General features: G+C 66.4%; 24 protein-coding genes. 7 read left to right on the top strand and 17 right to left on the bottom strand.

Annotation, left to right across the window (positions count from 1 at the left end; translation table 11 throughout):
* Positions 1–221: 221 nt before the first annotated feature.
* Positions 222–674, bottom strand: a complete 453-nt coding sequence (locus BLQ76_RS20800; RefSeq protein ID WP_170842708.1) for a MarR family winged helix-turn-helix transcriptional regulator — start codon at positions 672–674, stop codon at positions 222–224.
* Positions 675–821: 147 nt separating this feature from the next.
* Here BLQ76_RS20800 and BLQ76_RS20795 point away from each other — a divergent pair, with 147 nt between their 5' ends.
* Together BLQ76_RS20795 and BLQ76_RS20790 are read left to right on the top strand one after the other, a co-directional pair.
* Positions 822–1,193 carry a nuclear transport factor 2 family protein gene (locus BLQ76_RS20795; protein WP_090677129.1) on the top strand — a complete coding sequence of 124 codons (372 nt, stop codon included), beginning with the start codon at positions 822–824 and terminating at the stop codon, positions 1,191–1,193.
* A gap of 58 nt (positions 1,194–1,251) precedes the next feature.
* Positions 1,252–1,713 (top strand): GFA family protein, encoded by a 462-nt coding sequence (locus BLQ76_RS20790; protein WP_090677127.1) that lies wholly within the window; start codon positions 1,252–1,254, stop codon positions 1,711–1,713.
* A gap of 95 nt (positions 1,714–1,808) precedes the next feature.
* Here the strand turns inward: BLQ76_RS20790 and BLQ76_RS20785 are convergent, their stop codons facing one another.
* Positions 1,809–2,657 (bottom strand): oxidoreductase, encoded by an 849-nt coding sequence (locus tag BLQ76_RS20785; protein WP_090677125.1) that lies wholly within the window; start codon positions 2,655–2,657, stop codon positions 1,809–1,811.
* Positions 2,658–2,760: 103 nt separating this feature from the next.
* Here BLQ76_RS20785 and BLQ76_RS20780 point away from each other — a divergent pair, with 103 nt between their 5' ends.
* Complete coding sequence (locus BLQ76_RS20780; protein WP_090677124.1) at positions 2,761–3,654, top strand: LysR family transcriptional regulator; 894 nt, start codon at positions 2,761–2,763, stop codon at positions 3,652–3,654.
* Positions 3,655–3,812: 158 nt separating this feature from the next.
* Here BLQ76_RS20780 and BLQ76_RS20775 read toward each other — a convergent pair whose 3' ends face one another.
* The 15 genes from BLQ76_RS20775 to tssH all read right to left on the bottom strand — a co-directional run bounded on the left by BLQ76_RS20775 (position 3,813) and on the right by tssH (position 17,988).
* On the bottom strand, positions 3,813–4,919 hold the full coding sequence (locus tag BLQ76_RS20775; protein ID WP_090677122.1) for a hypothetical protein: 1,107 nt from the start codon (positions 4,917–4,919) through the stop codon (positions 3,813–3,815).
* 30 nt (positions 4,920–4,949) lie between these two features.
* Complete coding sequence (locus BLQ76_RS20770) at positions 4,950–6,002, bottom strand: beta propeller repeat protein (protein ID WP_090677121.1); 1,053 nt, start codon at positions 6,000–6,002, stop codon at positions 4,950–4,952.
* 10 nt (positions 6,003–6,012) lie between these two features.
* Positions 6,013–6,252, bottom strand: coding sequence for a hypothetical protein (locus BLQ76_RS21875; RefSeq protein ID WP_139184085.1), 240 nt, complete (start codon positions 6,250–6,252; stop codon positions 6,013–6,015).
* Positions 6,253–7,000: 748 nt separating this feature from the next.
* The gene (locus BLQ76_RS20765) at positions 7,001–7,300 is read right to left on the bottom strand and encodes a PAAR domain-containing protein (RefSeq protein ID WP_090677119.1); all 300 of its coding nucleotides are present in this window, start codon (positions 7,298–7,300) and stop codon (positions 7,001–7,003) included.
* Positions 7,301–7,327: 27 nt separating this feature from the next.
* Positions 7,328–7,915, bottom strand: a complete 588-nt coding sequence (locus tag BLQ76_RS20760) for a hypothetical protein (protein WP_170842707.1) — start codon at positions 7,913–7,915, stop codon at positions 7,328–7,330.
* A gap of 62 nt (positions 7,916–7,977) precedes the next feature.
* Positions 7,978–8,499 carry an SMI1/KNR4 family protein gene (locus BLQ76_RS20755; RefSeq protein WP_170842706.1) on the bottom strand — a complete coding sequence of 174 codons (522 nt, stop codon included), beginning with the start codon at positions 8,497–8,499 and terminating at the stop codon, positions 7,978–7,980.
* A gap of 7 nt (positions 8,500–8,506) precedes the next feature.
* Complete coding sequence (locus tag BLQ76_RS21870; RefSeq protein WP_170842705.1) at positions 8,507–8,704, bottom strand: hypothetical protein; 198 nt, start codon at positions 8,702–8,704, stop codon at positions 8,507–8,509.
* Positions 8,705–8,825: 121 nt separating this feature from the next.
* Positions 8,826–9,437 carry a hypothetical protein gene (locus BLQ76_RS20745; RefSeq protein WP_090677113.1) on the bottom strand — a complete coding sequence of 204 codons (612 nt, stop codon included), beginning with the start codon at positions 9,435–9,437 and terminating at the stop codon, positions 8,826–8,828.
* An 11-nt stretch (positions 9,438–9,448) separates the two neighbouring features.
* A complete protein-coding gene (locus BLQ76_RS20740) occupies positions 9,449–10,048 on the bottom strand; it encodes a hypothetical protein (RefSeq protein ID WP_090677112.1) in 600 nt (199 codons plus the stop codon).
* Position 10,049: 1 nt separating this feature from the next.
* Positions 10,050–11,030: a DUF4123 domain-containing protein gene (locus tag BLQ76_RS20735; RefSeq protein ID WP_090677111.1), complete on the bottom strand. Its 981-nt coding sequence runs from the start codon at positions 11,028–11,030 to the stop codon at positions 10,050–10,052.
* A 4-nt stretch (positions 11,031–11,034) separates the two neighbouring features.
* Entirely contained in the window at positions 11,035–13,425 is a 2,391-nt protein-coding gene (locus BLQ76_RS20730; RefSeq protein WP_090677109.1) for a type VI secretion system Vgr family protein, read from the bottom strand.
* A 39-nt stretch (positions 13,426–13,464) separates the two neighbouring features.
* Entirely contained in the window at positions 13,465–13,806 is a 342-nt protein-coding gene (locus BLQ76_RS20725; protein ID WP_090677108.1) for a contact-dependent growth inhibition system immunity protein, read from the bottom strand.
* Positions 13,807–13,822: 16 nt separating this feature from the next.
* On the bottom strand, positions 13,823–14,695 hold the full coding sequence (locus BLQ76_RS20720) for an RNase A-like domain-containing protein (RefSeq protein WP_090677107.1): 873 nt from the start codon (positions 14,693–14,695) through the stop codon (positions 13,823–13,825).
* Between the two features lie 89 nt (positions 14,696–14,784).
* Complete coding sequence (locus tag BLQ76_RS20715) at positions 14,785–15,261, bottom strand: Hcp family type VI secretion system effector (RefSeq protein WP_090677105.1); 477 nt, start codon at positions 15,259–15,261, stop codon at positions 14,785–14,787.
* A gap of 69 nt (positions 15,262–15,330) precedes the next feature.
* The gene (gene tssH / locus BLQ76_RS20710) at positions 15,331–17,988 is read right to left on the bottom strand and encodes a type VI secretion system ATPase TssH (RefSeq protein ID WP_090677104.1); all 2,658 of its coding nucleotides are present in this window, start codon (positions 17,986–17,988) and stop codon (positions 15,331–15,333) included.
* A 265-nt stretch (positions 17,989–18,253) separates the two neighbouring features.
* Here tssH and tssA point away from each other — a divergent pair, with 265 nt between their 5' ends.
* The 4 genes from tssA (at position 18,254) to tssC (BLQ76_RS20690) (ending at position 22,829) form a co-directional block, all read left to right on the top strand.
* Positions 18,254–19,315, top strand: a complete 1,062-nt coding sequence (gene tssA, locus BLQ76_RS20705) for a type VI secretion system protein TssA (protein WP_244519759.1) — start codon at positions 18,254–18,256, stop codon at positions 19,313–19,315.
* A gap of 82 nt (positions 19,316–19,397) precedes the next feature.
* Positions 19,398–19,919 carry a type VI secretion system contractile sheath small subunit gene (tssB, locus tag BLQ76_RS20700; RefSeq protein ID WP_090677101.1) on the top strand — a complete coding sequence of 174 codons (522 nt, stop codon included), beginning with the start codon at positions 19,398–19,400 and terminating at the stop codon, positions 19,917–19,919.
* A gap of 19 nt (positions 19,920–19,938) precedes the next feature.
* A complete protein-coding gene (gene tssC, locus BLQ76_RS20695; RefSeq protein ID WP_090677100.1) occupies positions 19,939–21,417 on the top strand; it encodes a type VI secretion system contractile sheath large subunit in 1,479 nt (492 codons plus the stop codon).
* Between the two features lie 20 nt (positions 21,418–21,437).
* Complete coding sequence (gene tssC / locus BLQ76_RS20690; RefSeq protein WP_090677098.1) at positions 21,438–22,829, top strand: type VI secretion system contractile sheath large subunit; 1,392 nt, start codon at positions 21,438–21,440, stop codon at positions 22,827–22,829.
* Positions 22,830–22,833 lie beyond the last annotated feature (4 nt).

Below are 22,833 nucleotides of genomic sequence, written 5' to 3'. Positions count from 1 at the left end.
TCGGGAGCGGGTTTGGCAGTCGGACATCGTGCCGAGGTCGTTCCCGGTCTCGCGCACCGCTCGGCACCTGTTCTCGAAGGCAAGCATTCCACGAACACCTGGTTGAGTTGGGCTTTATTGCGGGAGTGGTGGGTACGGCGCCCCCATCCGTGTCGGCGATGTCCCGCACCAAGCGAGCCGTCCCGGGGAAGCGGGCGCCGCCGCCCCCTCGCCGGACGAGCTCAACGACCGGCGTCGCCCTTCTTCGCGATCTGGTCGAGGTTGTCGATCACGCGTTCGAGCAGAGCGACAAACTGAACGGCTTCCGCCTGCGTGAGGCCCGCGAGCGCTTCATCGTTGCCGGCAAAAAGAACCGCGCAAGCGTCCGGAAGACGCGTCCGGGCCGCGTCGGTCAACGCGACGAGGCTGGATCGTCCGTCCCGGGGATCCGGCGTTCTCCGGATCAGCCCGTCGCGCTCCATCCGTGCCAGCATCTGCGCCATGGATGGCTGCTCGATCCTGGCGAAGTCGGCAAGGTCGCGTTGGGTGTGGGCCCGCCCCTCCTCCAATGCGATCAGCACCGGCAGCGTCCCGACCCCGAACCCCAAAGGTTTCAACCGAGCCTCGCTAAGCCGCGAAAACCCGCGCGCGGCCAGACTGACGAGATGGCCGGGACTGCGCAGTACGTCGATCATGGCGCGGGATTTTCGCATAGGACCCTATCCAAATAATATAGGGTCCTATATAAACGGCTGCACGGTCGGCGGCAAGAACGCCGTCGGCCCATCCTGCTTCGGACAGCGCCTCGAGGCAGTCCTCCCGCTCCCGTGAAAGACGCCGTGATGACGAACCCGAACATCCAGACCCTTCGACGCCTCTACGACCGGTTCAACGCCAAGGATATCGATGCCATCCTTCCCATGCTCGCCGAGGATGTCGCCTGGGCCAACGGCATGGACGGAGGCCATGTCGAAGGACACGCCGGGATCCGTGACTACTGGCTGCGCCAATGGTCCGTTGTTGACCCCCACGTCGACCCTTTGCGCTTCGAGGAGACCGAGCCCGACTCCGTTCTGGTCGAGGTCCGACAAACCATTCGCGATCTGACCGGGAACCCAGTTCAGGAGAAGGGGCTCAAGGACAAGCTCGTGGGTCATCTCTTCCGGTTCGAGGCTGGCCGGGTGACACGCTTCGACATTCGCGAGCTTGCCTGATCCGGCTCCCGCGAGCCATGGGAGAGCGACGTCCGTAGCAAGCGTCCCGGAGGCCGACATGAAACAGGCGGACGACCATCTGGCGACCTGCCGCTGCGGCTCGGTCCGCTTGCGCGCGCGAGGTGCTCCTCTCGCCACCGGCGCCTGCCATTGCGCGGGATGCCGGCGAATGACAGGCGGGCCCTACTCGCTCGGAGCGATCTACCCCTCGGGAGCGATCGCGCTCGACGCCGGCGAGACGCGGCCGATCGGTGCTCGTCCGGAGGCGGGCCACCAGGGCTGCGTCGCGTGCGGGAGTTGGGTCTTCACGCGCCCGCCCGGGCTCGGCGACATCGTCGTCGTTCGCTCGAGCCTGTTCGAGGATGCCGCTGCGTTCGCGCCCTTTGTGGAAAGCTTCACGTCGGAGCGGCTGCCCTTCGTCGCGCCTGTGGCTCCGCACCGCTTCGAGCGCTTTCCCGCGCCGGACGACTTTCCCCGGCTCATGGACGCCTATGCCCGGTGGGAGAGCGCGGTCCGCTGATGTGAGCCCCCTTCCCGCCCCCCGGAACGGGACGGATCAACGGAGGCTCACGGACGAACGGGGACAGCCGCCCCCGGCCCTTGCGACTCGCGGGATCAAGCGGCGGCGAAGTCGGTTCCGCGCGTCACGTCCTCCCACGCGTCGGTCTCCGCACGCAGATCATCGAGCTTGGCGCGCAGTTGGTCGAGGGCATCGCCGCCGATCAGGAGGTGGACGGGTGGACGCTCGGCCTCGACCGCCGCGATGATCGCCTGCGCGCCCTTGGCCGGGTCGCCCCGCTGCAGCCCGTGGCCCGCCCGCGTTCCCGCGCGGGCCCGCCCCGCCGTCTCGGCGTAGTCGGCGATCTCGAGCGGCGCGATCCGCAAGGATTCCGGTCCGCGGAAGTCCGTGCGAAAAGCGCCCGGCGCCACGACCGTCACATGGATGCCCAGTGCCGCGACCTCCTTCGCCAACGCGTCCGACAAGGCTTCGACACCGGCCTTCACCATGTTGTAGTAGCCGACACCGGGATAGGTCACGAGGCCGCCGATCGAGCTGATGTTGACGATATGCCCGCTGCGCCGGGCTCGCATCGCCGGAAGAACCGCCTTGATGAGGCTGACGGGCGCAAAGAGGTTCGTGTCGAACAGGGCACGCACGGCCGCGTCCTCGCCCTCCTCGATCGCACCGAGGTAGCCGTAGCCCGCATTGTTGACGAGGACGTCGATCCGATCGAACCGCGCGGTGGCCTGCGTGACGGCATCATGCATTTGGGCGTCGTTCGTCACGTCGAGCCGCAGGGCCATCGCCCGATCCGCGAACGCGGCCACGAGGTCTGCGACATCCTCCGGGCGACGAACCGCGAGAACCACCCGATAACCGGCGGCCAGCGCTTCGTGGGTGAGCGCGCGACCCAGACCGCGCGATGCACCCGTGATGAACCAGACGGCGTCTTTGGCTTCCATGGACCTGTCTCCTGTTGCCGTTGGGAAGGCCCATGAGATAGCCGACGCCGCTTTGTTCGATTAGATCGTCTGGATTGCAGGGGTCGTTGAACGGGATTGCACGATGCCGAAGCCCAGTCTCGACGACCTCGCGGCCTTCGCGCGCGTGGCCCGCACCGGCAGCTTCACCCGCGCGGCCGCGGAGCTCGGGACGTCGACCTCCAATCTGAGCCACACGATGCGACGCCTGGAGGCAGCGCTCGGTTATCGTCTGCTTCAGCGCACCAGCCGCAGCGTCTCGGCGACGGAAGCCGGTCAGTCCCTTCTGCGCGACCTCGAGCCCGCGTTGGGATTGATCAGCGGAACGCTCGAGGCGCTGGAACAGGGGCGCGAGCGGGTATCGGGAACGCTGCGTATCACGTCGACCCGCCAAGCCTACGAGGCCGTTATCCGTCCGGCGCTGCCGAGCTTCCTGCAGGCCTATCCGGACGCTGTGGTCGAGGTCCTGGTCGATTATGCCTATCGGGACATCGTGGCCGACAGGCTGGACGCCGGAATCCGCCTCGGCGAGAAGCTGGAGCTCGACATGATCGCCTTGCGGGTCGGGCCGGATCTCCGCATGGCCGTCGTTGCGGCCCCCGGCTATCTGGCCGCCCGCGAGCCGATCCTGCATCCACGCGACCTCGTCCACCACCGCTGCATCAACTACCGGATGATGGGCTCCGGCACGATCTACGCCTGGGAGTTCGAGAAGGACGGGCAGACGCTCGATGTCGGCGTGTCCGGGCCGCTCACCTTCAACGAGCCGGAACTGATGCTCGATGCCGCGCTCGACGGCCTGGGCGTTGGCTACCTTCTCGATCATGAAGTCGCGGCAGCGCTGGAGGACGGTCGCCTCGTCCGTCTTCTCGAAGACTGGCTACCGCCGTTTCCCGGATTTCACCTCTACTACCCGACGCGGCGGCAGATGCGGCCCATCCTTGCCGCCTTCATCGAAGCGCTTCGCAGGAACCCATGACGCAAACGAAATGAGCCAACCGCATTTCGCGTCGCGCGGCGAGGTCGTCCCCGAACAGGTCGGTTCTGACCCGCGTCGATCGTCATCGCGTCTCGCCGGAATGCGTTCACTCAGGCGTGCCATCCGCCACTCAAGTCCGTTTCCCGGCCCAATCGGTTTCACGACGGATCACGAAACTCACGCCTCAGGAGCTCCGGCGGAACGCGAACCGCCTCCCAGCTATCCCCGTCCCACAGGCGGACGCCATGCTTGGCGTCGAAGTAGAACAGGAAATCGCCGACCGCCTGGACCTTGAGCGGGCTCGGCACGCCGCTGTCGACCACCTCCCCAAGACGCCGCTGCAGCGGCTGAAGACGGTGACCGTCGAAGCGATGAAGCCCGTCCTCGGAGGCCACGATGGTCTCGCCACGAAAACGGGTTACGGACAGGAGCGTCTGCTGGTCGGCCGCGGAGGAGACGATCTCGAACGGTCGCTCCAGGCCGCCGTGCAGGATCGCGCCGTTCTCGCCGACGATCCAGATGCTGTCCGCCGTCTCGACGCACAACGCCCTGAGGTTGGGGACAGGCGCCGGAACAAGCGAAAGGACGCCGCCGTCCCCCATCCGGAACGCCTTGCCCGACGCTTCGAGCGTGGATGCTTCGAGCGCCAACTGTCGCTCGAACAAGGCCGCCAGGTCGTCGATGCTCATGTCGTCGAAGAAGGTGGGATCTTCGGTGACGTCGTAGGCCTGTGCCTCCGGCAGAACGCCACCGACCACCATCAGCACCTGCGGCCCGAAGGCCTGGATCGCCGCGAGCGCGACCTGCGCAATGGCCTCCTCGCCGGACTGGCCATCCCCCCACGCAATCCAGACTCCATCCCGCCCGCGCCGATAGACCTGCCCGTTCGTGCCGGCAGCAAAGAGCGTATCGCCATGAGCTGCCAGGGCGTACAACGCTCCGCGACCCGATGCGTCCGGCGACTGGATGCCGGCTCCCGCGATCTTTTCGGCAGGGAAGCCGGGATCGGAAAAGTAGACATCTCCCTCATTGCTCAGAAGGGCATAGGCTTCCCCTCTCGCGCCTGCGACCGCCGGGCCGAATGACGTGACGGCATTGATCTCGCGTGCAACGTCGATACGCCGCCACGGCGTCTCGAAGGCGCCGTCATGAAACAGCATGATCGAGAAGGTATCGTCGTATTCCAGTTCGCCGTAGACCAGCGCGAACCGATCCCGATCGATGGCATGGGCGCAACGCAGCTTGGGGTTAAAGTCGCCCGGCATCGAGCCTCGCGTGGAAGTCGAACTCGGAGCTCACGGAAGGTCCGGATGCTCGATCCGCTCCCATTCGTTGCCGGAGAACCGGAATATGTCCTTGTGTCCGACGACCCACATGACGTCTCCCACGGTGCCGGCGAAAAAGATGAACGCGCCGCGCAGCCGCGGAAGCGCCGGTTTGAAGCGACCGAAGTCCGAGGTTCGGGCGTTCACCTCGTAGAGCCCTCCCGGGCGAACGCTCGACGCGAGCACGAGCTTCCCGTCGAGCGGCGTCAGGGTGTGAAACAAGTTCAACCGGGTCGGGGCGCCGACAGGATAGAATCCCCTTGCCCACGAGCCGTGAAGCAGCAGACCCTCGCGACCGCAGATCCACACGTTGTCGGCATCTGCGACGTAGATATCGGTCAGGGCTCCTTCCGCAACGTTGGTCTCGAGCTGGTGGAGAACGGAACCATCCCAGACGAAGAGGGCCGGTTTCGTGCCGTCCTCGCCGATGAAGTAGATCGCGTCCTCCGAGACGCCGCCGAGCCCGTTCAGGAGGATGCTGCGCGGCGCGTTGGCCTCGAAATCGTCGAGCCACGTCAGGAAGGCCGGATCGTCGGTCGGTGGCGCCTGGACGCTCAGTCGCTGATGGGCGTCGGGATCGAACAGGATGCTGTCCGTCAGGAGACGCCAGGCGTCACGTCCTTCCCGAACGTAGATCTGCCCGCCATCGCCGCAGGCGTAGAGCCGGCTTCCCACCTGGCGGAGCCTCAGAAGCCGGCCGTAACCGCGTGCATCGTCGCGTGATACGCCGGCACCCCTTATCGTCTCCCGGAAGTTTCCCTTCCACCAGGCGTGATACACCTCGCCCTCGGACGAGAGATAGATCGGGTAGTCGGCGACGGGATCGACGTCCGGGTTCTGGAAGAGAGCCATATCGGCCACGTCGAAGTCGAGATCGTCGAAGTACCATCGCTCGCCGGGCGCGCCGTCATGCTCGTAGCGGAAGATGCGCGTTTCGGGCGAGAACGCCTCCGCACCCTCGGGCACGGCCGTCACGCAGAGGACCGTCGAGGAACGGGCGCAGGCGCGGGTGAACTCGATCATCTCTGTTTCCTCAGGCCGTGCGTTCGCGCCGGGGGTGGCGGCCGACGGTCAGGAACTCCGTCCCCACCGCCACCGGATCCGCGTCCGACATCCCGGTCTTGTGTGCGCGTCCGCGACGATCGAGATAATCAAGACGGTCACCGCCCAGCGCAATCGCAATGATCGTGCGCCCAGTATCCATGCGCTGCCGAGGTTGTGCGGATGAACGGTCGTCGTCCAGAACGATCTTGAACGGGTCGTCAACCCACAACACATCAAGCGGATGCAGACCTGCGTGACCGACGCGACTTCTGTGGCTTGCGCTTTGCGTGTCGCGGGTCCGTTCGCGGCAGACCGTGGAACTCTCGACGCAGAAGCTCCAGGGGAATGAGAATAGCCGTGCCGACGACCCCGACCTGGCGGTCGCCTTCTAAGACGCTATCGCGAAGATGGGCGGCTTTCGGAGCGTCGCCGTTCGCCGCCGGCACGCCGACCATGCGCCATCGCGCGTTGTCCCCGCGGAGGCCGTCCTTCGGCGAGCCGACCGGTGGCGGATCGGGACGCATGGAGCCTCGAAACCTTCTCCTTGTCACCGGCTTGCGCGGCCGCCTCGACTGTCTCACGCCGTTCCGCCCTTGCGGGGGATGGGCTCGGCACGAGAGGCGCGCAAGCGTCGATTTCGCCGTCACGAGAGGCCGCCATCGGTTCTACCAGCCGTTGCTCGTATCCAGGCGGCACGTCCAGGCCATCCAAGGGGAATTCCTCCCAATGTCGGTTGATCTCCTGCGTAAGACCACGTCCGTCGCGACAACAGATAGACCGCCAACCGACATCATCGCACCAACCTGGTTCCTCTGCGCAGACAAGCGATCTCGATTCAACGAACCGTTGAATCGAAGATCAGGTGGAACGCCGCTCTATCGGCATCCACGCCATCTCCCGGATGGGGAACACCAAGTGATAGACCGGAAGCATCTCTATCCGTTCCTCAACGCAGGACCATCAACAAGCGGGACGTCTTACTCGAAGGTGATCCATGGAACACCTTGCACGAGTTGGCCGCCATGGGAGCAGGCATCGCCCTGACGGGCGATGCGGCGTCCCTCGATTGAGGCGATCGCGGACCCTCTCGTGATGGGATCCTTCGTTGGTACGCCTGTGCAAAGGCAGGCATCGCCAACGGTTGCGATCGGCACCCCGTCCACCGTCACGAAGCTCTGTCGGACATCGACGACGGGTCCGCCGATATGCGGACGAGGTCCAGGATCCACCATCGGGCAGATATGCATGTGTCCACGAAGGGAAACGGGAGCGGCCATCGGACCTCCATCGGGGTCGGAAAAGGGTCAGTTCAACGCGTCGTTGCCGGTACGGGAGGGACGAGTACGAGGGGGATTGATCTCTACGAGCCACGCCGGTCGGCTTGGGTCCTGGGGAACAGCGATATCGACGCGAACGTCCCCGACGTGACGTCGAACGACTTCCAGTAGCGCAAGCGCTCTATCGGTCATCGCATCGTTCGGCTCGACGCTGGTTCTCGCGATGCTGCGCTCCAACGTTTCCGTGCCATGGAACAGATCGAAGCGAAACTCCACGACATGGCGGTAATCGACCACCGGAAAGTATCGAAGAATGGGCGCGCGCTGCGATGCGAGCCAGTGGCCGAGCACCGTCCGCATGCGCTCGCTGCAGAACCCTGCCAGATCGACGCCGTAAGTTGCGGGAACCAGCCATGGGAAGCATTTCCAGCTGACAACCGCGATCTTGGGAAAGACTGGCCGTCCGAGATCGGGCACGATCCACGAAACGCGCGAACCCCTTTCCTTCGCGACGAACGCCCGCAACTCGTCTAGGGAGATCGCGCGCTCCGCCAATGGGACCACCGCCAATCCTCGAAGCTCTTCGGGCCATCGGCCGTAGTCCGTGGAAAGCACGTCCCGGCTCGCGACCGGCAGGCAGCGATCGCGTCGGCCGGCCGTCGGGTCGCTCTCTGCGCTCACTCGGTCTGCCTGACCCTGCCCAGCATGTCCTCGATGTCGCGGCCGAGCGCGCCCAGCAACGTGTTGCTTCCGGTACCCCAAGTCTCGTCGACGCGCTCCCAGTACCAAAGGCTTCCATAATTCTTTTCGTCCAGTTGCATCAGGATCAAACCCGACGTCTCGGCCATCGCCTGTCCGATCGGTAGCATTCCCGTCGGGATACGGGGACCGATGTCGTCGTAGAGCTCCATGGGGGTGCCGAAGACCCGGAGGTTCATTTCGGCATTCTCAGGCGAGGATATGAAGCTGAGCGAAACAGGCTTGGTGACGATGTCCGGGTTCATGTCGTAGCGCGCATCGACGACGCAGGCGCCTATGAGGTCGAACTGGCTGTACCCGTAGCGCAGGAGGAAGTCGCGGTAGACCGCAGGAAGAGCCTGACCGCAGACCTGTTCCAGATGGTCGATCTCATCCGAACTCGCCGGCTGCGTCGGCTCGTCATTCCAGAAGGCCAGAACCTCGCTCGGGATCTGCACCATAGGCACCTCAGCGGACATCTTCTTTGACGATGGCATTTTCATCGGCATGCGCGACCGTGTTGCTCAAGTAGGCGAGAAGGAGCCTAACGGAACCCTTCTCGATGGCGTGGGCACCCGCCCCATCCATCGGCGCGTCATCGCCGATGGATGGGATCCCCAAACCGGCGACAGCCAGGAGATTTTCCAAAATCGGGACCGCGAGCAAGGGGCGCGGCTGCAGATCCTTCGCCGGTCGGACGTGCCCATATCCTCTCAGGATCGCGGTCGTGGCGATAAGGAGGAATCCGATCGAACTACGCGATCGAACCATTGATCGGGCGATTCTATCAGTCCTTTCGCCAAGTGAAGGGCACAAAATCGCCGCTCGTATCGATCGTCTCGAACATGGACAGGGAGCGCTGCGCATAGCGCTCGTCGCGACGGGACATCACGACGGGATCGACCGTGGTTCGCTCCGTGAAACCTTCGATCATCAGCTTGGCGTGCGGGAAAGCTGCGGCCGTACCGCTGTAGAGGCCCGGTGCACGATTGATCGCTTCGGCAGCCTGCAGAACAGCCGGAACGTCATCCGAGAAGACCAGAACCTCGCCGATGCGAACCTCCGTTCGCCGGGCCAGGACCGTGAGCTCGACCAACCGGTCATGTTCGTAGCGCAGGACAAGCCCACCATCGTCGCGGACCTCCGTCACGCTGGAATTGTCCGGCCCCTGTTCGGCATAGACCTGAAGAAGGTCCCGTTTCTCCTCTTCCGTCAGACTATCGCCGAGCTCGGCGATCGTGTCTTGGAGGATGCTGTCGGAAATGCGGTCCTCCATGCGGCTCGTCGCGCTCCCATAGATTTGCGACAAAGCTTCCACGGCGGCTGGCGCGATGCCGAAGCGAAGGCGTCCGAGTCCCTGTCCCGGTTCGATGGTCCAATCGTCAGCGGTTGGCGACATGGTCGGGATCCTTACTTTATGATTCCGTTTTTCTTCAGACAGGTCGCATAGGCGGATGCCTGAGCCAGACCGGCATTATAGCGTGTTGGGTCGCCCTGTGCGGCTGCGATACGCTTGACGTCGGCGACATCGAGCAAGAATGCCGCATAAACCTGCCCACGCGCGAGAAGGGCCCGTTGCGGGGCATAGGTCCCCCCGTTCGCCCGGCCACGGAAGGATGCCGTTTGCGCATGATCTTCCGGCCGCATCTGGACAGCCGGCCCAACGGGAGTCGCAAGCGGCGATTTCGAGTTTGCCGGCATGTGATGGCTGTCGAGACCGTCGCCCACCGTCTCAGGCGTACCTGTCATGCAGCCGTGCGCGCCACCCCGATAGGCGCTTCCGGGTACGCCGCAAGCGAGATGAGCGCAGGGATTCTGAGCGCAGCGGGCGCAGGTGACGGTTGCGGTGCGCGTGGTGGCCTGCGTGTCCGCTTCCTCGTTGGCCTTCCGCATCTCGCGGATCGCATAGCCGCCGGCGATGCCGACCGCAGCCGCTGACCCGACGAAGAGCGCCGCCTCGCCGAGGGCGGCGAGCGCTGCAGGGATAAGGGGAAGTGCGAGCAGGGGCATGTCAACTATCCCCCGCCGGACCGACGTCGTTCTTCATCGATGCGATTGCGTAGCGCATGAGCATCGCGACGCGCATATCCGCACTGTATCCCGGCGCATCAGCGCTCATCGCAGCCTTCACGCTCGGATTGTCGCCAAGCCGGCCACGCGTGACGAGAGACATGTAGGCCCACCGGAAATGGCCGCCGTCGGTTTGGATACCGAGTTGCCGCGATTGTTCCAGCGACCCTTGGACGAAGTCTCTGAAACTGTCTTCTTCCAGCATGCCCGTGCGCTCAGGCGCAATCCGACGCAGTTGCTCGGCGACCTTACGCTCAAGACCGCTCCATCGCCCGTGCATGATCTCCGCGATGTTGCGGCGATCCAGTCGAAGCGGTCCGGAGGGGCGCGTCTCGCCCCCCTTTTCGCGCTCCACGCACAGGCCAGACGCATCGCCATTCCACAAGGGTGCCGGAAGGGCGATGACGGTGCTGGCGGGACCGAAGAAGCGCCGGCGCTGCAGCGCATCGAGTGTCGGAAGAACCTGACCGATGACGTTCGCGTCGGCGTGGCGAAACAAGACCAGCATCTGCGTGGAACTGCCGACGTCCAGGTCGTCGGCTACGGCTGGTCCTGCGTAGGATGGGGGTCCTTCGACGTTCGTATCCGGTGGCACAAGCACCATGTTGATGCCGCGCAGGTGCCGGAAGAGAACTTCTCCTCCGTCTCCGCACTCCCAGAACACGGCTGCGGCCGGGTGAGCAGCTTCCAGCATCCGCAGCACCGCATCGAGCGTCGCGCCTTCGAGGGGCCCGATCATATGCGGCGCCGTGATAAGGCGCTCGGGATGGTTGTCACCTCTGTCGAGATACAGACTGCGAGCGAGGATTCCGGCTCCGGTCAGCGCTTCGGGCAGGTTCTCGAACTGTGCGCCATCGAGCACCGCATAGACCGGGCCTTCCAACAAGCGGATGGAGGTTCGCAAGGTCTTGAGATCGCTCATGAACTCACACCCTTACGAACGGCGTCGAATTCTTCGCCATCTCGCGAAGGCATGTCGCCCCCTCGCCCGGACCGCCGCGCTTGAAGTTGATCTGGTTGCCTTCAATGTCGACCTTCAGACCGCGAATGCGAATGCCCTCCTTGTTGATCTCGATATAGCCGCCCGGTGCCGAGATCAGGAGCCGGTCCTCGGCCCGGATCTCCCAGACCTTGGCCTCGCCCTCGTACTTCTCCTGCGCGATCAGTTGGTAGAGCTTGCCGCTCTGGACATGAACAGTCTCGCCGACCGTGGTGCGCTGTTCCTTGCCCACGTTGGTGATCTGGCTCTGGCCGACGTTGGTGACCTTGGACAGGCCGATCTGCTCGGTGCGCGCGACGCCCACCGTGTCGGACTTGAAGGAACCGACCACCGTGTTCAGGATGCCGGACATGGGGAAGAGGCTGCCGGCGGCCTCCCCGACGCCCGAACCCGACCCCGCCAGTGCCGTACCGGCATCCGCGCGAGGAGATGGTCCCGACACGACGCCCTCGCGTGCCGAAAGGCCGCCACCGCCCAAGAAGCCGAGCGCCGAGGAGGCGATCGTGCCTGCGAAGGCGGCCAGGCCCGGTCCACCGCCGCCGGCAATCTGACCGGCCTGGTTCAGAAGGCTTGCGGTCTGGCCGCCAAGGCCTGCCACCTGCGCCATGAGACCCAACGCGGCGGCCCCGGTGCCGCCGACCGTCAGGTTCATCGATCCGCCAACCTCCTGCTTCTGGTTGCCGCCGACCTCGACCGCGCGGTTGGCGCCGATCGAGGCGATCTCGTTGGCGTCGATGCGCTTCGTGCGGTTGTTGAGGACGCGTTCGGTCCGATCCTTCTGGGCATGCAGGAACATGTTCTCGCGGCCTGCCTCGTCCTCCATCGAGAGTTCGTTGAAACCCGTCCCCTTGTGGGTGTTGGATCGCAGCGTCATGCGCGTCTTGTTGGCCGGAAGGTCGTAGGGAACGCCGTTCTGCGGGTTGGGCACGAGCGCGGTCACAATCGGGCGGTCGGGATCGCCCCCTTCGAACGTGACCACGGCCTCCATGCCGATGCGCGGAATGACCTGCGCGCCCCAGGTGCCACCGGCCCAGGGCTGGGCGACGCGCACCCACTTGGTGTCCGAGCCGTCCTTCTTCGCCCGCCGGTCCCAGGGAAACCAAAGCTTCACGCGGCCGTACTGGTCGGTGTGGATCTCCTCGCCGGCCGGTCCCGCAATCAGGGCGATCTGCGAGCCGTCGATGCGCGGGCGCGCGGTCGACCGGTGGGGTGTGGCCGGCAATCGCGCCGGCAGCGCGGTGAAGCGGTTCGTGTAGGACGGCTCGCCGGGTCCGGTCTCGTAGGTCGCATCCGCCGCCTCGTGGGTGACCGACTGGATGGCCGCGGTTTCGAAGACATGTTCAGGATGGGCGATGTCGTAGAGCGTGAGCTTGGCGCCGGGCGCGAGCGTGCGCACCGTGGACGTGCCCTGCACGGCCTCGTGGTCGGACTCGACCGACTGCATGCGCAGCTTCAGGGCTCGTTCGTTGCCGCTCGTGTCGAGCGCGCGGGTGGGGTATTCGTAGAGTTCGTACGCGCCGTTCCTCGGCAGCTTCACGGTGGAGGGCGTGCCGGCCTCCGGGACCGTTCCCGGCGTCTCGAAGTTCCAGTCCCGTCCGGCTCTTTGTCCGGGCGTGAACGTGAAGCGCCGTCGCCAGGACGAGACATGGTTGCGGTCGCTGGAGCCGAACGAGAAACGCTCGCGACCCGCGTCGCCGTCGGCTCCCTTGTCCCAGCCCGCTGCCGCGTCCGCCAGAACCACGCGTTGCGCCCCGTCCTCCTGCCGGATCCAGTAGGCGATGCCGTCCTCCTCCAGCCGGCGAAGGAGGTAGGCCAGATCCGTCTCGTTCCACTGGACGTCGTATTCGTGAGGCGACGGCGGCGAATGGATACCGGCGGTGTCGGGAGCGGATAGGCCATGCTCCGACAGAAGCGTTTCGGCGACCTCGACGCTGGTGCGGTTCTGCCAGATGCGGCAGTCGCTCTTCTGGCCGAGGAGCCACAGGTCGGGGCGCAGCGTCAGCACGTAGGCCCGCAGCGAGCGCGCCAGCCGGGGCTCCTCGTCGAGCGCGGTCACGAGGCCGTTCCAGCGTCTTCGCGCACCGCCTCCGACATCCAGCGAGACGTCCACCCGCTCGCCGACGATCTCGTCTGCGCGCACGTCGTCGCGCTTGGCGCGAACCGCGACGGTGAACTCGAACAGGCCATTGACCTGTTCGGTCCCCCGGAATTCATCCACCAGAAAGACGTCCTGCCCGAGCGGGGTCGAGATGCGCAGGAGCCGGTCGGCCTGGACGAAGTCGTTCAGGGCGCCGCTCAGAAAGGATTGGTCACTCATCGAAACTCCCGCATCGAGCCGATCGCGCGCCTCTTTCGCTCAGCCATGGGCGGCCCTGCCGCCCGTCTCGTAGCGTCGGTAGGCGGCGGGATCGGCGAGGATCGCCCGCACCATCTGGAAGAAGCCGGGCACGTCGAGCCCGAGTTCGTCGGGCATGAAGTCGTAGCGGTAGCGTCGCGCGAACTCGGCATGGAGATCGTTGTGGAAGCGGTGAAGAAAAAGATCCATCGCGGCCGCCAACGACGCCTTCGTGCGCTCGTCGTTCAACCGGGCGTAACGGCCGATCGCCTCTGGCACGCTGGCGGCTTCCAGCTCCATGTCCTGATGGAGGTAGGCGCGGATCAGTTGATCCAGTTCGAATAGGTCGTCCGCTTCGCTCAAGCCTTGCGCCTTCCGCTCAGAGGATCGGGTAGGCCGTGAGGATGTAGTGCGGCATGCCCCGGAAGCTTTCCTTCTTGATCACGACGCGCAAGCGGCTCATCGCCATGTACTCGCCTCCCTCGCGCACCACGCCGTGGCCGAGAATCTGTCCCGCATCCAGCTCGAAGCTGCGCGAAATTCCCTGTCGGGCCGTGCGCGACCAGGCCTCGATGGCGCTGCGGTTCACCTGCAGGACGCGGGATATTTCGGTTTCCGCCACCTGAAAGGTCGAGAAGGACGAGATGAAGCGCGGGCGCCCGGTGGGACCCGCGGTCTCGGCGATGCGCTGGCGCAACGCCGTTTCGCTCTGCCCGATATGGAGGCGGATCGTATGGCCGCCCGGCCCACCCTTGGCCCAGGCGCGCGCCTCGTGCTGGCGCAGGGACAGGCGACCGCTGTTGACGGCGGCGACCCGGACCGCGCCGGCGAGCGCGGCACCGCCGATCGGAACCATGAAGTCGGTCGCCAGGCCGATCGTCTCGGCCGTGGCGGGGTTGGCGCCGAGGCGTCGCGCCAGACCGCTCGACGCCCGCTCGGTGAGCGAGCGCTCGTCGCGTCCGGTCCACAGCTGGCGTCCGCCGGTCGTGCACTGGTCGGCCGCGTGCAGGCCGACGCCCACACTGGCCGCCTTGGTGAGAAGCGTCGGCTCGGGAACAAGCGCCAGACCGGAGGCCAGACCCGCCTCGCCCGCGCATCCGAGAAGCCGCAACCCGCCGATCAGGCGGTTGCCGAGCGTTGCGCCCGGCTGCAGCGTCTCGCCGTCCAGGACGGCGGCCAGTTGCTCGGGCGAAACCGCCAGCGTGACCGCCGCTTCACCGTCCGCCTCGCTATCGATGACCCTACCGGACATAGCTCAAGCCTCCGTGCCTCATTGGCGTCGTTCGGTGTCGTCGGCCCGCGCCCGCCGTTGCGGGCGCGGGCCCTCGCGCGATGGGTTCGTCAGCCCGCGCGCGTGGTCGACAGATCGTAGGAGGCGATCATCGGCGACTGCGGCTTGTTGTTCTCGTCGTACGGCGTGTACTTCACTTCCAGCTTCGTGAAGTTCAGCTTGATGGTTTCCAGCGGCCGGTCGCCGTTGGAGTCGATCGAGTAGTTGGCCACCAGCGTGTTGGTGAGATTGTACTCGATATACGTCTCGCCGGGGCTGCCGGTGGTCACGAGGTGGATCACCGCGCGCTTGCCCTGGCGGCCGGCGACGGCCTCCTGGAAGAGCTTGGTGGACGAGGAGTCGCTGACTTTGGTGAGCACGATCTCGGAGATCGTCGGCTCGGAGGCCTCGCGGTTCGTGGCCGAACCGGCTGCCGTGTTCAGGTTGCGCGCGACGTTCCAGTGGATCGCCTCGATATCCATCCACTTGCGATGCTGCTCATGGGTGGCGTCGCCCTGGATGCCGTCGATCTGCAGGTAAATCGGCATGAAACCTCTCTTGTGTCTCGCTTGGATTGGCGTTGGCACTCTCATGTCGCGCGGGAGGACCGCACGGATTTAGACCGCCTCCCGCCGGCGCTGGCGCGCGGGCTTCGAGGGAGGGGCCAGGTCCACCGCTTGCGCGGCGAGGGGACGGGAGGCGACCGTGAAGGCGCCGTCCCGGTGATCGATCGACACGTCGCGGGGCTTGCGGCCCGCGATCGTCGCATCCAGGAAAAACGAGGAAAGCACCGGCAGGAGATCGCGCGCGATCGTGCTCTCGATGGCGCGCGCGCCGGTATCGCCGGCCGAGGCGGTTGAAACCAGCACCGTCCTTGCGGCAGGCGTGAGCGTGAGTTCGGCGCCGTAGTTCGCCCGCAGCCGATCCGCGACACGCTCGATCTGCAGGTCCACGATGCCGGTCAGCGCATCCTTGCCCAGCGGCCGGTAGGGCAGCACCACGGTGCGCCCGAGAAAGGCCGGCTTGAACTGGGTCAGAAGAGCATCCTTCAGGACCGCCGTCAGCGCATCGCCCTCCGGCATGGTCTCGGGATCGGCCGACAGTGCCTGGAGAACCTCGGAACCCGTATTCGCCGTCAGGAGGATCAGCGTGTTGCGAAAGTCGATGTCGCGCCCCTCGCCGTCGCGGATCGTTCCCTTGTCGAACAACTGGTAGAAGACGTCCTGAACGCCGGGATGGGCCTTGTCGATCTCGTCCAGCAGGAGAACGCCGTAGGGTCGCCGGCGCACGGCCTCGGTGAGGACGCCGCCCTCGCCATAGCCGACGTAGCCCGGCGGCGAGCCGAGGAGCATCGAGACCTTATGCTCCTCCTTGAACTCCGACATGTTGATCGTGGTGAGGCTCTGCGGCCCGCCGTACAGGATGTCGGCGAGCGCCAGCGCCGTCTCGGTCTTGCCGACGCCCGACATGCCCACCATCAGGAAGACGCCGGTCGGCCGGCGCGGATCCGACAAGCGAGCCCGGGCGACGCGCATCGCGGCGGCCAGACGATCCAGCGCATCGTCCTGTCCGACGATGCGGGCCTTGAGGCGCGCTCCCAGCTCGTTGACGGCCGCCAGCTGGTCGCTGACGAGACGCCCGAGCGGGACGCCGGTCCACCGGGCGACGACGCTGGCGACGGCCTCGGCATCCACGACGCGGTGGATCAGAGCATCATCGCCCTGGACCTCGGCCAAACGGCCGGCCGCTGCACGGAAGCTCGTTCGCGCCGTCGCGTCGTCCTGCTCGATCTCGGTCTCGATGCGGTCGGCCTCGGAGACCAGTTCGCGCTCGGTCGCGAGGCGCGCCTCCAGTTCCGAGATCTGCGTCTCAAGTTCGGGCAGGCGTGCCCGGATCGTCGCCTGACGCTCGGCGGTGGCCTCGTCACCCGGCTCGCGCGCCAGTCGCTCCCCTTCCAGCACGAGATGCTCGTGCTCGCGCCGCGCGTCCTCCAGCCTGGCGGGCTCGCCGGCGCGCCCGAAGGCCACCGAGGCGGCAGCCGTGTCGATCAGGCTGACCGCCTTGTCGGGCAGCTGCCGGGCGGGAATATACCGCGCCGACAGGCGCACGGCGGCGCGCAACGCCTCGTCGCGGATGCGCACGCCGTGATGCGACTGCAGGATGTCGACGACGCCGCGCAGCATGCGCACCGCCGTCTCTTCGTCGGGCTCGCCGACCTTCACGGGCTGGAAGCGCCGCGTCAGCGCGGCGTCGCGCTCGATGTAGCGCTTGTACTCGCCCCACGTCGTGGCCGCGATCGTGCGCAGCTCGCCGCGCGCCAGCGCCGGCTTCAGGATATGGGCGGCATCGCCCTGCCCCGGCTGGTTGCCGGCGCCGACCAGACCATGCGCCTCGTCGATAAAGAGGATCACGGGCTCGGGCGAGGCCTTCACGGCGTCCACGACACCCGTCAGACGACGCTCGAACTCGCCCTTCACACCGGCTCCGGCCTGAAGCAGCGAGAGATCCAGCGACAGAAGCCGCGTCCCCCGAAGGCTCTCGGGCACCTCGCCGGCCGCCAGCTTCAGTGCGAAGGCCTCGGCGACCGCGGTCTTGCCGACGCCCGCCTCTCCCACCAGGATCGGATTGTTCTGGCGACGGCGCAGGAGGATGTCGATCACCTGCCGCAGTTCGTCCTCGCGTCCCACCACGGGATCGACGCGCCCGGCCATGGCGTCCGCGGTCATGTCCTGTGTGTAGAGAGCCAGAAAGTCTTCGCCGGACGCCGCGCCGACGCCGGGCCGGGCGTTGCCGGGGCGAGGAGCTGCCGCAACGGGCTCGACCGCCTGGGCGCGCTCGGCTTCGAGCCGCGCGGCATCCAGGCCGCGCAGGCTGGGACTGATCGCACGCGATAAGGAGCGCAGGCTCGCGTCGTCCGCCAGCACGGCCAAGAGATCGGCAAAGGCGATGCTCGTACGGCCGCTTCCGAGCGACGTCGCGACCCAACCCTCGCGTGCAAGCGAGATGACGTTGCCGGAAAAGGCGGGCGTCCCGCCCGTCCCGCGGGGCAAAGTATTTATCTCGCGATTAATCTCGTTGGCAAAGTTGTTCGACGAAACCCCGACGCGCTCCAGAAGCTCCCGAAACGTGGCATCCAGCGCCATGGCGCCCAACCAGTGATGAAGCTCGATGGCATCGTGCGAGTGACGTACCGCAAGCGCCGCCGCGCCTTCCAGCGAGGCGCGAACGGGGACAGACATGCGCTGCACAAGGTGCTGCAGGTCGATCGACGACATTCCGTACGGTTCTCCCGTCCGTTTCGTGGCGCCCTAACTCTCGGCGAAATGTGGCCTTGAGGAGGCACAAGCAAGGTCGTATCGCGACGAAATCGTTCGAATCCGAAGTATGACTGACGAACCCATTGGAAGTACTAAATTTTTTGGCGACAAGAAAATTCGCGCCGTTCCTATGCGAAAACTTGGAAGGCTCGGGTTGCACCTGTTCCGATATCGTCCTACCTCTCCCGCCGCTATCCGATTATCTCTAAGCAAGGGAGTACGCTTGGCTTTCAACGTACAGGAACTTGCAGAACCGATCAGCGAAGCGATGCCGACCGGCGAGGATGTTCGCTCGGGCGTGCGTGTCGATCTCTACTACCGCTTGAAAGACGCGCGGTCCGCGGCGCGGGCGGAGGAGCGCAACATCGACCCCGGCGAAGCCTTCCGGCTGTCGCCCGCGTGGTCCGACGTCCGCTCGATCGCGACCGAGATCCTGCAGTCCATCTCGAAGGATATCGAGGTCCTGTGCTGGCTGTGCGAGGCCGAGCTCCGGCTGGAAGGCTTCCGCGGTTTGAAGCGGTGCTTCGAACTCGGCTCGCGCCTTGTCGCCGAACACTTCCCCGCCCTTCACTCGATCGACGGCGACGGGATCGAGGACAAGGTGTCGCCGTTCGCGGGTCTGAACGGCGTCGGCGGCGAGGGCACATTGATCCAGCCGCTTCGCTTGTCGCCGCTGGTGCCGGACGCATCCTTCTTCCGCCACACGCTGTGGGACTACCAGACCGGACAGCGGCCCGGTGAGGCGGAGCGTCTCAAGACGCTCCAGGACGAGGTTCACGCCGTGGGCCCGGCGGCCATGCGCGCGCATCTCGACGCGGTGACGGGATGCCTTTCGGCCTTTGCCGAGCTGACGGCGGCGTTGGACGCCGCCTGTGGACCCGAGGCCCCCGCTTCATCCAACATTCGCGCGGTCCTGGAGGAGGTCCGCTTGGCGATCCTGAACCTGTCGGGCCTTCGCCCGGACGAGGCGGTCGGCGATACGATCGTCGCAGCGGCCGGTGCCACCAGCGTCGCTCCCGTACCGGTTGACGGAGCTGCCCCTGGCGCCGCCGTCAGGCCGGGCCCCATCCGCACACGCGAGGAAGCCTTCGAGCGGCTGACCGAGGTCGCACGCTACTTCCGGGCCGCCGAACCCCAATCTCCCATGGCCGACGCCATCGAGACCGTGGTCGCCAGGGGACGCCTCGACTTCTCGAAGCTCCTCGCCGAGCTCGTGGAGGACGAACATACCCGCCGTAACATCTTGATTGCGGCGGGTATCAGACCAGAATCAGGCGGAATGTGACGATCACGTCCCGCCTCAACGGCGAGTTGTGCGCGCATTCCCCGCGCGCGCTGCTCTGAACCGACCAATCGGAGACCGACGCATGGCCAGTGTGCACGACAAGCTGGAGCGGGTTCGCAAGCCCCGCGTCCACATCAAGTACGAGGTCGAGACCGAAGGCGCGATGATCGAGAAGGAGCTGCCCTTCGTTGTGGGCGTGCTCGGCGACTTCTCGGGCGATCCGACCGAACCGCTCAAGCCCTTCGGCGAGCGCAAGTTCACGCAGATCGATCGCGACAACTTCGACGAGGTCATGCGGCGCATGACGCCGGGATTGAACCTCGCCGTCCCCAATACGCTGCAGGACGACGGCACCGACATGGCCGTCCAGCTCCGCTTCGAGAAGCTGAGCGACTTCGAGCCGGCGGCCGTCGCGGCCCAGGTGCCCGCACTCAAGGCGCTGCTCGATGCGCGCAACGAGTTGCGCGACCTCTTGGCCAAGGCCGACCGCTCCGAGGAACTGGAGACGCTTCTGGAGAACATCCTCCAGAACCGGGGCGATCTGTCGGCGCTGGCCGATGAGCTGAAGCGCAAGGGCGGCCCCGCCGCCGCGCCGCGCAGCTGACTCGGAAGGAACGACGTCCATGAGCACCGAGACGCAAGTCCAAGGCGGCGCCCAGACCCTCGACGCGCCCGCTCCCCTCCTCGACCAAGTGATCGCCGCCACGCGTCAGACCGCGCCGGATCGCACGCAGGACCTCCTGCGCACGCTGACCGACGAAGCGATGAAGGGCACGGTCACCTATGACCGCAACCTCACGCTGACGCTGAACGGCGCGATCGCGGCGATCGACGAGAAGATCTCGCGCCAGCTCGCCGCGATCATGCAGAGCGAGAAATTCACCAAGCTCGAGGGCGCCTGGCGCGGCCTCCACCATCTCGTCCAAAACTCCGAGACCAACGCCAACCTCAAGATCCGCGTCCTCAACGCCTCGAAGCGCGACCTCTCGCGGGACCTGTCCAAGGCCGTCGAGTTCGATCAGTCGCGGCTCTTCAAGTCGATCTACGAGGACGAGTTCGGCACGCCCGGCGGCGAGCCGATGGGCGCGATCATCGGCGACTACGAGTTCTCGAACTCGTTCGAGGACGTGCAGCTGCTGCAGGGGCTCGCCGCGATCTCGGCGGCGGCCTTCGCGCCCCTGATCTCGGCCGCGAGCCCTCAGCTCTTCGGCTTCGACGACTTCCGCGAGCTCGCGCGTCCCCGAGACCTCGAGAAGATCTTCCAGACGGCGGAGTACATCAAGTGGCGTGCGTTCCGGGAGTCGGAGGACTCGCGCTTCGTCACGCTCGCCCTGCCGCGCGTCCTAGCTCGCCTTCCCTACAGCCGCGAGACGGTGCGGATCGACGAGTTCGATTACGACGAGACGGTGGGCCGCGAGAACGGCCAGCTGCCCCACGACAACTACACCTGGATGAACGCGGCCTACGTGCTCGGCGCGCGCCTCACCAACGCCTTCTCGCTGAACGGTTGGTGCACCGCGATCCGGGGCGCGGAGAACGGGGGCAAGGTCGAGGACCTGCCCATGCATCTCTTCCAGTCCGACGACGGCGACCTCGACGTGAAGTGCCCGACCGAGGTCGGCATCACCGACCGGCGCGACGCCGAACTCGGCAAGCTCGGCTTCCTGCCGCTGTGCCACTACAAGAACACCGACTACGCCGTGTTCTTCGGCGCCCAGACCGCCCACAAGCCCAAGATCTACGACAAGCCCGAGGCCACCGCCAACGCGGCCGTCTCGGCGCGCCTGCCCTACATCATGGCCACCTCACGCTTCGCCCATTACCTCAAGGTCATGGGCCGCGATAAGGTCGGATCCTTCATGGAGGCCGAGGACTGCGAGCGGTGGCTGAACCGCTGGATCTCGGGCTACGTCAACGCCAACGAGGCGGCGGGCGAGGAGATGCGGGCGAAGTTCCCGCTGCGCGACGCCAAGGTCACCGTGCAGGAGGTGGCCGGCAAGCCCGGCTCCTACAACGCGGTCGCCTGGATGCGCCCCTGGCTGCAGATGGAGGAGCTGACGACCTCGCTGCGCATGGTGGCGCGCATTCCCGAGAAGAGCTGAGCCGGGCGGGCAGCGCCATCATGGACGGTTGGAGCCGCGTGGACCGGAGCGAGGACGATGCGGTGCTGCGAGCCGAGCGGCTCGTGGCTCGCCTCGACGCGGCGATCGGCGCCCAGGTCAATGCCATCCTCCACCATCCGCGCTTCCAGGCCATGGAGGCGCGCTGGCGCGGCGTGGCGCTTCTCGTTCGCGCCGCCGGCGGGGCGCACGAGGTCAAGCTGAAGCTTCTGTCGGCGTCATGGCTGGAGTTCGGGCGGTCCATGGAGCGTGCGTCCGAATTCGACCAGAGCCGGCTCTTCGAGCTCGTCTACTCCGGCGAGTTCGGGATGCCGGGCGGCGAACCCTTCGGATTGCTGGTCGCCGACTACGAGGTCGCGCATGTTCCGGACGAGGGCGGACGCGACCCGATCGGCATCCTGTCGGCCGCGGCGGGCGTGGCGGCGGCCGCCTTCTGCCCCTTGGTGGCGGGCGCCTCCCCGCGCCTCCTTCAGCTCGACTCGTTTGCCGACCTTTCGCGCCTGCCGGATCTGTCGCGTCTGGCCGAGGACCCCGCGCTGGTTCGCTGGGATCGGCTGCGCCGGCGCGAGGACACGCGCTTCCTCGGTCTCGTCGCGCCCCGCATCCTCCTGCGCCGTCCCTACCGTGCCGACTCGCGTCGCCGCACCGACGGGTTTCGTTTCCAGGAGCGGATCGAGGGCGACGGCTCCCATCTCCTGTGGGGCAACGGCGCCTTCGCCTTCGGCGCGGTGGCCATCCGTCGCTTCCGCTCGTCGGGCTGGTTCGCGGACCTGCGCGGCGCGCCCCAGGACGAGGACGGCGGCGGGCTGGTCTCGGTGCTGGACCCGTTCGACGACGGCTCCGAAAGTTGCGGGCGCTCCGCGCAGCCTCCGGTCGAGGTGCGGCTGACCAGCCTGCAGGATCAGGAGATGGCGGAACTCGGACTCGTGCCGATCTCGGTGAGCTACCTGTCGGACACCTGCGTCCTCAACTCCAACCAGTCGCTCCACCGTCCGGCCACCTATTCCGAAGCCGGGGCGAACCAGAACGCCCGGCTTTCGGCCATGCTGCAATACGTTCTCTGCGCCTCGCGCTTTGCCCACTACCTGAAGGTGATCCTGCGCGAGGAGGTCGGTCGTCTGGCCGACACGGTGAGCATCCAGCGCCGTCTCGACGAGTGGCTGGCGCACTACACGCTCGGCAACGACGACGCGGATCTGGGGCTTCGAACCCGCTTTCCCCTGCGCCTGGCCAGCGTCACCGTCGCCGAGCAGGCGGGACGCGCGGGCGCCTTCTCCTGCGCGGTGCGGCTCCAGCCCCACTTCCAGCTCGACGACATCGCCACCAGCTTCCACCTCCTGGCCGAGACCACCGCGCTGCCCGGTAGCCGCTCCCTCGCCGCGGCCGGCGCCTGAGGAC

This window comes from Aureimonas jatrophae, assembly GCF_900104035.1.
GTDB classification, from domain to species: Bacteria; Pseudomonadota; Alphaproteobacteria; order Rhizobiales; family Rhizobiaceae; genus Aureimonas; species Aureimonas jatrophae.
The sequence above is the reverse complement of the archived record's forward strand: the minus strand, read 5'-3'. Positions and strand labels throughout refer to the sequence as shown.

Excerpts from the sequence above, each read along its gene's own strand:
- BLQ76_RS20745 (WP_090677113.1), bottom strand. The coding sequence starts at position 9,437 with ATGTCGCCAACCGCTGACGATTGGACCATCGAACCGGGACAGGGACTC.
- BLQ76_RS20715 (WP_090677105.1), bottom strand. The coding sequence starts at position 15,261 with ATGCCGATTTACCTGCAGATCGACGGCATCCAGGGCGACGCCACCCAT.
- BLQ76_RS20785 (WP_090677125.1), bottom strand. The coding sequence starts at position 2,657 with ATGGAAGCCAAAGACGCCGTCTGGTTCATCACGGGTGCATCGCGCGGT.
- BLQ76_RS20770 (WP_090677121.1), bottom strand. The coding sequence starts at position 6,002 with ATGATCGAGTTCACCCGCGCCTGCGCCCGTTCCTCGACGGTCCTCTGC.
- BLQ76_RS20790 (WP_090677127.1), top strand. The coding sequence starts at position 1,252 with ATGAAACAGGCGGACGACCATCTGGCGACCTGCCGCTGCGGCTCGGTC.
- BLQ76_RS20730 (WP_090677109.1), bottom strand. The coding sequence starts at position 13,425 with ATGAGTGACCAATCCTTTCTGAGCGGCGCCCTGAACGACTTCGTCCAG.
- BLQ76_RS20775 (WP_090677122.1), bottom strand. The coding sequence starts at position 4,919 with ATGCCGGGCGACTTTAACCCCAAGCTGCGTTGCGCCCATGCCATCGAT.
- BLQ76_RS20780 (WP_090677124.1), top strand. The coding sequence starts at position 2,761 with ATGCCGAAGCCCAGTCTCGACGACCTCGCGGCCTTCGCGCGCGTGGCC.
- BLQ76_RS20735 (WP_090677111.1), bottom strand. The coding sequence starts at position 11,030 with ATGAGCGATCTCAAGACCTTGCGAACCTCCATCCGCTTGTTGGAAGGC.
- BLQ76_RS20720 (WP_090677107.1), bottom strand. The coding sequence starts at position 14,695 with ATGTCCGGTAGGGTCATCGATAGCGAGGCGGACGGTGAAGCGGCGGTC.
- BLQ76_RS20800 (WP_170842708.1), bottom strand. The coding sequence starts at position 674 with ATGATCGACGTACTGCGCAGTCCCGGCCATCTCGTCAGTCTGGCCGCG.
- tssC (WP_090677098.1), top strand. The coding sequence starts at position 21,438 with ATGGACGGTTGGAGCCGCGTGGACCGGAGCGAGGACGATGCGGTGCTG.
- tssH (WP_090677104.1), bottom strand. The coding sequence starts at position 17,988 with ATGTCGTCGATCGACCTGCAGCACCTTGTGCAGCGCATGTCTGTCCCC.
- BLQ76_RS20740 (WP_090677112.1), bottom strand. The coding sequence starts at position 10,048 with ATGCCCCTGCTCGCACTTCCCCTTATCCCTGCAGCGCTCGCCGCCCTC.
- BLQ76_RS20795 (WP_090677129.1), top strand. The coding sequence starts at position 822 with ATGACGAACCCGAACATCCAGACCCTTCGACGCCTCTACGACCGGTTC.
- tssB (WP_090677101.1), top strand. The coding sequence starts at position 19,398 with ATGGCCAGTGTGCACGACAAGCTGGAGCGGGTTCGCAAGCCCCGCGTC.
- BLQ76_RS20765 (WP_090677119.1), bottom strand. The coding sequence starts at position 7,300 with ATGGCCGCTCCCGTTTCCCTTCGTGGACACATGCATATCTGCCCGATG.
- tssC (WP_090677100.1), top strand. The coding sequence starts at position 19,939 with ATGAGCACCGAGACGCAAGTCCAAGGCGGCGCCCAGACCCTCGACGCG.
- BLQ76_RS20755 (WP_170842706.1), bottom strand. The coding sequence starts at position 8,499 with ATGGTGCAGATCCCGAGCGAGGTTCTGGCCTTCTGGAATGACGAGCCG.